The 7,854-nt window shown below is 50.0% G+C and carries 6 protein-coding genes and 1 pseudogene; all 7 read left to right on the top strand.

Translation table 11 applies throughout. The features are described 5' to 3' along the window. Nucleotides 1–1,207, top strand: a 1,207-nt coding sequence (locus EQG79_RS30740) for a M57 family metalloprotease (protein WP_240699529.1), incomplete at its 5' end; no start/stop codon positions are given. Between the two features lie 103 nt (nt 1,208–1,310). After that, nucleotides 1,311–2,009 (top strand): LYR motif-containing protein, encoded by a 699-nt coding sequence (locus EQG79_RS30735; protein ID WP_077922373.1) that lies wholly within the window; start codon nt 1,311–1,313, stop codon nt 2,007–2,009. A gap of 22 nt (nt 2,010–2,031) precedes the next feature. Continuing rightward, nucleotides 2,032–3,051, top strand: a complete 1,020-nt coding sequence (locus EQG79_RS30730) for a hypothetical protein (protein ID WP_077922372.1) — start codon at nt 2,032–2,034, stop codon at nt 3,049–3,051. A 423-nt stretch (nt 3,052–3,474) separates the two neighbouring features. Then, on the top strand, nt 3,475–4,311 hold the full coding sequence (locus EQG79_RS30725) for a hypothetical protein (RefSeq protein WP_077922371.1): 837 nt from the start codon (nt 3,475–3,477) through the stop codon (nt 4,309–4,311). A gap of 55 nt (nt 4,312–4,366) precedes the next feature. Further along, nucleotides 4,367–5,575, top strand: a complete 1,209-nt coding sequence (locus EQG79_RS30720; RefSeq protein ID WP_129607065.1) for a zinc metalloprotease — start codon at nt 4,367–4,369, stop codon at nt 5,573–5,575. Between the two features lie 37 nt (nt 5,576–5,612). Further along, nucleotides 5,613–6,785, top strand: coding sequence for a M57 family metalloprotease (locus tag EQG79_RS30715; protein WP_165358997.1), 1,173 nt, complete (start codon nt 5,613–5,615; stop codon nt 6,783–6,785). A gap of 55 nt (nt 6,786–6,840) precedes the next feature. After that, nucleotides 6,841–7,854: pseudogene (locus EQG79_RS30710) on the top strand (M57 family metalloprotease); the annotation flags it as partial.

Here is a 7,854-nt window from a genome sequence, read left to right as displayed (position 1 = left end):
TAGCCAGCGCTTACCGCATCGTGTTTCAAACCCTAGGGCTATGAAGGCTTTTGTATCATCTACCCGGTGGTTGCTTACTGGCTTACTGATAGCCAGCCTGCTGCTGTTGAGCAATGGGTGTCAGCCCATGACGGACTCGCTGACGCTCCAGGCCGGGCAGACTGAGAACGGGGGGGCTGTACGGGCCTATATCCGCAGTTTGGGCTGCCCCGATTCGCTGATTCATGATGCAGGCGACCACTTCATCGCCGATGGCGACATGGTGTTCCCCAAGAACATGGCGCTGCCAAGCCAGGCCGACATGACTGATGCTCGGGAGGAGCAGGCCTATACTAACAACCATGGCCTCATCTGGAACTACAGCATACAAAAAAACATAGTAATCGATGTGTCTCCGCTGCAGCGTTTTTTGAATGTCTCACCCGGACAGGGTCGTCGTCCATTTACGCAGGCTGATATCAATGCCTTCACGAATGCCGTTGTCAATGGCGCCAAACTCTGGAACAAGGCAACACATACCTCGGGCCTTACTGATTCGAACATCTTTTTTAGGGTGACTAAAACACCATCGAGTGGCGTCAATGTAGTGAAGGTGGGTATCACGACCAACTTCGCCAATGCCATCACTTATGCCGCGGCCGACTACCCCAAGAACGGTATTTTGGGCAATAGGCTGATATTCAATGCCTATAGTGCATTTGTGAACAGGCCGTGGAACCAGCAGGCTGCTATTGTAGCCCACGAGCTTGGGCATATCGTTGGGTTGCGACATACAAACTGGCAACCGAACAATGAATCGCCTGCCCTGTACCTACCGGGCCTGCCGATCAACGATGTTAGTTCTATTATGAACGCTAGCTATACGGGTGAATACGACAAGATAAACGGCAACGATGGCCAGGCACTTCGATTGTTATACCCTGTTTATCTGAAAGCTTACTTGTCTTTAGATAGCGTAAAAAATATCGTGTGGATAAGACGGCAAACCACCTTCACTCCCTCGAAAGGGGTGTATGTGTGGTACCAGGTTTACAGGGCAGGTAAGGTCGTAGCTACGGCCCCGGCTATTGGCGTGCGTATGGCTGGCGTGGGTTTAGGATTTGATATTCCTGCTCGCACAGGCATTACGGTGACCGTCAAACTGCGGTGGCAGGATATGGCTGGCAATTATACGCCCTGGTCTCCATTCGAAACGCTTCAACAGTAGGGGCGCACGAAAGTAGCGGTGGTAAGCACGGATATAACCTGCTGATAACAATGATCTTACCTAAATCCAGATTAATCAATTTTTACTAACCCATTTAAACGCCATGAAACAACTCGCATTACTGATTACGCTCGGCCTTTTTGTAGGCCTAACGGTATTTGGCTGCCGAACAGCCGAACTTATGCCAGCTAATACCTCTGTTGCCCCAGATGTTACTAGTGTCGATACACCGGCCAAAGTGTTCTACAAAGGGAAACAAATTACCGATCCTAAAGAAATAGAACGGCTGCTGGCGCAAGCCAGGGTGGCAGTACGCGATTCGGCTAATATTATGACTGTTTATGACAGCGAGGACGACGCTCCGCCTACGCTACCCCGGGAGGAAGCCGTTGATCTAAGCTCTTATGTTTTTTTCGTTGTTCAGGCAAACTGGCAGCCCATAATTGGCTTGCAACATAAGCACCAATATGTAGTGACACTAACTGGCACCAACTATAATTACAATACTAAAGTAAACGCAATAGCCTTCAACTTAACAACCAATAAACTGATTGGAAATGGATTTTTCCTGACAACCCCTGGGTATCTGGCCAGGGGAGGAGATGGGATGGGGACCGGAGTTGTGCGCATTGCCAATGTAACTCCAACTGCAAAAACGATCAGTTTTAAATTGAACACTGGCGCTACACTTAAAGTCTCATTGGCCTCAAGAGCAACTACGTCGATCAGCACGAAAATTATTGCTGACCAGTACTACTTTGGTAATATCCGAGGTTATGTAGTGTCCCATCTTGTACAATAAACACCTTAAACTGAACCCGTCCATGAAAGTATTATCTATCCGGATGAGCCTGCCTGCTTTGCTTTTGCTCACCATACTGGGTCTTAACTCCACCCTACTGGCGCTGAGTCCAACAACCAGTCACGAAGCGCTGGCCACTAAACTGGCAAACAATACAGTCTTTAAGCGCTATACTGGTAATGCCCTGTTGCTGAGCTCATTGCTAATCGTACATAGGCAGTCCCTAACACAAGAGGCAGCAGCTCAGGAACTGAATAAGGTAAACGCCCTGGTGAGCAACCCAACCTACCTGCTGCCCTCGCAGAAAGATGAGCTGGCCCAGGCCGTTGGCTATCCAGACTGGGCGTATTTTGAGCAGCATATGAGTCAAATTTTAGACCTGCGAGAGAGTTTATTGACCAGCTTCCCGGAATTAACGTCTATAGGGCAAACCGAACTGATGTCGATTTTCCAGCAGGCTTACGAACGTTCAGGCTCCGCTTACGCTTTGACCCCTGAAGACGACCGACTGAAAAAACTGGAAATTTGCTACACCAGAGCCGATGCAAAATATGCAGCCTGTTTAAATTTAGCTTTACGTAACCATGTCGCATGGCAGGTCACTACAGCTGTCATTACTGCTGCTTGTGTATCGGTAGGAACATGGGCCGCTTATAAGTTTTATAAAACAGCTAACATGGAGCCAGCGCCTACGTTAAACACGGCAGGTTCAGCAGCGGTTCTGTTGCGGCAGCTCTCGAGTCCACCGACAAGTCCACCAGCCAGTAGTATTGCTGGCGAATTTGGGGATGGAGATGCGATTATTGACATGCCAACGGTAGCCGATCAGCTCCGGGAAACAACCAGGGTTAGAGCAGATGTTCTCGAAAAAACGTATTTAGTGAGCCACCTGCTCCCGGCCATTCCTTGTCTGATTATCGCCACCGCTCTTATACCTGCTGGCGTTGGTAATTTCAATACCGGCAGAGGCCAATGCCAGACTACACTTGGTCAGGATTTGACCAGGTGCAAGGAACTCCCTAGCTATAATCCGTTGAAGTAGCGCAACCCGCTACAGGCTCCTTTCTCTGAAGAGGCTTTCTTGCGCCTTTATGCCGAGCTGTTGCTCCAGGTGGCCTGAGTAGTAACAGTAAGCCTAGCCTGCTCTACTGTTGAGCTTACTCGGTAAATGACTGTTATAACTTCAGTTAGCTCGGAAAATATCTCAACTCCCGGTCCTCCAGGAGGTATCGGACGGCTTCTGTCTGGAGGACTGGGAGTGGAAACTGGCTTTCCCTAATAACTCTTACAGAGCGAGAGTCGATGTCTACAGCAACCATGTGAAACTGCTGTAGACCCCTATGAGATTAACCTCGCGGGTAGGGAATAAAATATACTTAACGTTGAAGCGATCCCGGTTTGTTGAGAACCGATCTGCCGTCCGGGGCGGCCTCTTACGTCATGGTATCACTAAACTTTTACCATAATGAAAACACGTTTACTCAAAGCAGGGGTTACGCTGCTTCTGTTGTTGCTGGTTAACCACCACTTAAAAGCCAGTATGGCTCCGTCTGGCGAGGCCCATGAGGTATTAGTGAAAAGGCTAAGCACCAGTAGGGTGTTTAGAGACTTTACACTGAGCATGGGAACCCACCTGTATATTCAGGAGCTTCACCGGCAAACGCTGACCGAGGCACAGGCGGCCAAAGAATTGGCACGAGCGAACTCATACCTGACACATTCGGACTACCTGCTTATGGCAGAGAAGGAAGAGCTAGCACAAATGTCGGGCTACTCTAGCTGGGATCTGTATCAGCAGGCTATTACACGAATAGATTCGGTACGTCACCAGTTTTGGGCTGCTTTTCCAGACATCCTGATGATGCCTCAGACCGAAGCTCAGGCGGTTATGCAGCGTGCCATTGCCCAGATCAGTGCAGACCTTGTTGAAACTCTGGAGAATATACCCAATCTAAAACAGTGTCTGGCTGACGCCAATCCTCAGCATGTCGACTGCCTGGGTTATTCAAAAACGAAAAGCCTGAGTGTACTGATCAAAATGGTTAGTGCGGCCTGTTTTACAACCGCTATGCTGAGTTCAGCCGCCTTGTACTCGGTAATAAGAGCAGCCTCGGAACAAAGGCTAAGTTCAAGTATTGAATACAGCTTTATCATTCACGCATTCACATTTGGGCTGAGTTGCTCTGTTCTGTCAGCTACCACGTTTGGCCTGGCAAACTACGTCACACAAGCCCAAAAAATCATTTGCGAACAACAATACAAATCTAAGCTAGGTACATGCCTGGCAAAATACGGTCATTGACGATGAACGTGCCTGAGCTGATCAGGAGAGCCTCTCGTCCTCAAGCATACTGCAAATGAACACACCCTCATCTCTCATAAGCTGGTCATTAACCTGTTCGCTAGTAGCGAGTTTGGTATTGCTGATCAACGGCTGCCAGCCGGTCGCCGACTCGTTATCGCCCCAAGCCGGACTTGCTGACAACAGCCCGGCCTTGCGGGCCTACATCCGGAGTTTGGGTTGCCCCGATTCGCTGATTCAGGACGCGGGCGATCACTTCATCGCCGATGGCGACCTGCTGTTTCCCAAAGACATGGCTGTACCAAACCCGGCTAACATCAATGACGCTCAAGAAGAACAGGCCTATACTTCTTCTGAGCTGTTAATCTACAATGGCCGTTCTCAGGGTGATATTACAGTAGGGATTGCTCAAAGTGCCCGCAACGAAATTCCCGGAATCGAAGCCATGGTCATTAAAGCAATTGCCCAATGGAATAGCCTGGGACGCAACCTTGTCCGCACAAAGTTTAGGTATACTGGTAATTCAGGACATTTAATGATAATCAGTAAACCACCCAGGGCGCCAATAATTGGGTTTGGTAATTACGTCTCGGAGTTTCCGGCATTGAAGGGAAATGCACCCAGACTTATGGAAGTTTATGCAAAAAATTTTAACTCTTTAGAATACAATTTCAAAGTAGGCACTCTTACTCACGCATTTGGGCATTGTTTGGGATTAAACCATACTGACTGGAAAAGGTGGCCGGGTGAGATAGTTGCTTCGCAGATACCAGGTAGCCCAGCGGTTGACAATCAGTCTGTAATGAATCGGCTGGCCGATTTTATGACGCCCAGTAATGCTGATATAAACGCCCTGCGGACACTATACCCTGCCACGGCTTACAATTTTAAGGTGAACATCGTCAATAAGCCAGATAACAAAAAAGCCTTCTCGATCAGTCTGAATGGGCCTGTGCACAAGATTGCCGGCTTCACGTTACGGTACATCATAGCGCAGGAGTATAGAAAAATAGGTACGCCCAGTACTTCCCCTCCTACACTTGCCCCAACTGTTCAGACGCCCGGAGTGGAGGGTGTGCCCTGGCCTGCAAAGCCGGGTCCAGCGGTTAACCAGTACACCCTGGAAACGAAACCGGTAGGGGACCTTAAATCCAATGAGAACTGGACGGTGACCTGGGTTTTCCGATTCAACGTAAGAATAAGATACGTCGATGGCGCAGTTGGCCCCTGGTCAAACGAGGTGCTACTCAGGGTTGCCCGCTGAGCCGCTTTTTCATTACTCACCTTCTAGCCCTACGATTATGCAACCCTCCTTACCGGCCAACTGGTCGTTGACGGGCCTGGTGCTGGCCAGCCTGCTGCTGTTAAACAACGCCTGCCAGCCCGTTACCGACGCCCTGACGCCCCAGGCCGGGCAAGTCGATAACAGCCCGGCCGTACGGGCCTACATCCGCAGCCTGGGCTGCCCTGACTCGCTCATCCACGATGCGGGTGACCACTTCATTGCCGATGGCGACCTGCTGTTTCCCAAAGACATGGCTGTACCGGGCAATGGTGCCCAGGAGGAGCAAACCTATCGCCCTGGTTTTTCAATACACAATGGTGCTATTCAGCGTAATATAAAGGTGGGGGTTGCTGATGTGACATTGAAAAATATTCCTGGAATCGAAGCCTTAGTTAGGAAAGCGATTGCAAACTGGTCACAGAGCCCCCTCGATAACATTACTTTAACGTATTGGGCTAACCCACTCACTGCAAACATAACGATCGGCAGTAATGATTTCGATGTGCCCATAGTGGGGGTGGGTAAATACATTCACGAGCTACCACCAACAAATGGAAACCCGCCTAAAACAATCGTCATAAGCACGAAAAAATTTAACGAGCTGCTGCCCAGTACCAAGTTAGGGTACCTTACACATGCGTTGGGTCATGCGCTGGGTTTCGCGCATACCGATTGGCGGGCCGGAGAAGCCCCGGTGGTTCGGATAATGGGAAGTCCTGCCGTTGATAATGCGTCTATCATGAATAGAATACCGACGGCTACCGCGCCCAGTGGTGCCGACATCAATGCGCTCAGAGTGTTCTATCCGGCTACCGTATACAACATCAAAGTTAACGTCGTCAATAAACCTAATGCCCAAAAAGCCTTCTCGATCAGTCTGAATGGTCCCGTGCACCACATAAAGGGCTTCCTGTTCAGGTATTACATCAACCACAAGATTATATCCAACGGAACGCTTGCGTATAACCCAACCTACGGAACGGTCGAGCAGGGGTATAGCTATGCTCCCAAACCAGCCCCTGCCGCTAACCAGTACACCCTGGAGACCAGACAAATACAGACCTATGGATCAGATATCACCTATAAACAGACCTGGTATCTTCAGTTCAATGTGCGGATAAGATACGCGGATGGAACTCTTGGCCCCTGGTTGGCTCAGGATCAAAAATTCACTGGCGAGTTTAAGTGATCGCCTGACTAGCTGTTGCCCTATTTTCACGAATACCCATATAAACGCTACTTGTATGCAAACCTCCTTACCGACCCACTGGTCGTTGACGGGCCTGGTGTTGGCCAGCCTAGTGCTCACCAACGGCTGCCAGCCCGTTACCGACGCCCTGGCGCCCCAGGCCGGGCAAGTCGATAACAGCCCGGCTGTACGGGCCTACATCCGCAGCCTGGGCTGCCCCGACTCGCTCATCCACGATGCGGGTGATCACTTCCTGGCCGATGGTGATCTGCTGTTTCCCAAAAACATGGCTTTGTCAGCTAATGGTGTTCAGGAAGAGCAGGCGTACCAAGTTCATGAACAACTCATTTACAATGGAAGCGTCCAGATTCAGATCGGGGTATATATCCATCCCGATTTTAAGAATTCAGCGAAGCCAACAAGATACATTCCCGGCGTCGTAGATCTGGTGACCAAAGCAATTGCCCCATGGAATAGCTTAGGACGCAACCTCGTGCGCACAAAGTTCTACATCGTCAGTGATAGAGCACAAGCCGATATTCTGATAGATCGAGATGAGTCTACGGCAAAGAATGCATCGTTTGGCCAGTACGTGACCGGTACTCCGCCAACGCAGGGAAATCCAGGTAAGCTGGTACTCATACATTACCCGCTATTCAAAGGATTAGATTATACCTTCAAGGTAGCCGCCCTTAGTCACGCGTTTGGTCATTGTTTAGGTTTAGTACATACTGATTGGAAAAAATGGTCGAATGAGCTGCCCGCCCTGCAAGTGCCCGGTAGCCCGGTGGTTGACAATCTGTCTATAATGAACCGACTGGCCGATTTTACGACCCCTAGTGATGGTGATATAAACGCCCTCAGAGTCATGTACCCTGCTACGGCCTACGGCTTTAAGTTAAGCTCCGCCTACGAGGCCTTCTCGAACTCATCTCCAGTGTCGTTAACCTGGCGAGGTCCCTTGCACAAAGTCAAAGGCTTCGACGTGGCGTATAGCGCGCTGGGCAACCCTACCGGTGATGGGGTCTATGCGCCTATCACGTTCAAAGCTGGCAACGTGAGCTACTCG

This window comes from Spirosoma sordidisoli, from assembly GCF_004138325.1.
GTDB lineage: Bacteria > Bacteroidota > Bacteroidia > Cytophagales > Spirosomataceae > Spirosoma > Spirosoma sordidisoli.
Note: the sequence above shows the minus strand (reverse complement) of the source record. Positions and strands in the feature narration are given on the sequence as shown.